2 tRNA genes and 2 rRNA genes are annotated in these 887 nt (G+C 49.9%); all 4 read right to left on the reverse strand.

Features of this window, described 5'->3' with window-relative positions:
• Positions 1 to 107, reverse strand: a 23S ribosomal RNA gene (locus J6J34_RS12440); the annotation flags it as partial.
• A gap of 215 nt (positions 108 to 322) precedes the next feature.
• Positions 323 to 398: transfer RNA gene (locus J6J34_RS12445), tRNA-Ala, on the reverse strand.
• A gap of 261 nt (positions 399 to 659) precedes the next feature.
• Positions 660 to 736 (reverse strand) — tRNA-Ile (locus tag J6J34_RS12450).
• A 100-nt stretch (positions 737 to 836) separates the two neighbouring features.
• Positions 837 to 887 (reverse strand): 16S ribosomal RNA (locus tag J6J34_RS12455); the annotation flags it as partial.

An 887-nucleotide genomic window follows, 5' to 3' on the forward strand; every position in this document is an offset into this window, starting at 1 on the left:
TGACTCATGCGGCTCTTACTGCCTCATCATGGCTTATCGCAAGTTAGTACGTCCTTCATCGCCTCCAACTGCCTAGGCATCCACCGTCTACGCTTCGTCACTTAACCATACAACCCGAAGATGTTTAATCTTCAGTCGTATGGGCTGTTCTCGATGCTGTACACAAGTTCGATACGCCTCTACCAAAAATAGGTTTGATTCAAGTAGAGTGGCATTTCATTACTTTATTACAATCAGCTTGTTCATATTGTTAAAGAGCGCGTAACACAAAGTTACCGGTAAGCATTTTAATCAAAACGCTTAACGCTAACTTCAAGAGAAATGGTGGAGCCAAGCGGGATCGAACCGCTGACCTCCTGCGTGCAAGGCAGGCGCTCTCCCAGCTGAGCTATGGCCCCCTAATGCTTGCCTAAACCACCAATAGCTGCGTTGCGCGCTTCGCTCAATCGGTCACATACCATCGAGGTATGCTCCCTCAATCACTCAACGTGCGCCTTGCTCTTGGCGCTTTAGCCTGCGCGTGCTGACATCGGGGAAAACCCTCTTCGCAACACCGCGACAAACTTGATAAGGGAATTTTGAGTGGCTGACAAGGCGGGAAGTCGCGACGCATACATCAGTATGCGAGAGGCTTTCCAACGCAGCTCAGGCGCTCAAAATGGTGGGTCTGAGTAGACTTGAACTACCGACCTCACCCTTATCAGGGGTGCGCTCTAACCAGCTGAGCTACAGACCCAGTATCCGCTAAATCTGCCAATGGCAGACCCAGTTTCTCTTGTTACTTCTACCAAACCAGGCAATCTGTGTGAGCACTTAACTTCTTCAAGGCTGTTTCATAAGGAGGTGATCCAGCCGCAGGTTCCCCTACGGCTACCTTGTTACGACTT

It is taken from the genome of Pseudidiomarina terrestris (assembly GCF_030466405.1).
Classification (GTDB): domain Bacteria; phylum Pseudomonadota; class Gammaproteobacteria; order Enterobacterales; family Alteromonadaceae; genus Pseudidiomarina; species Pseudidiomarina terrestris.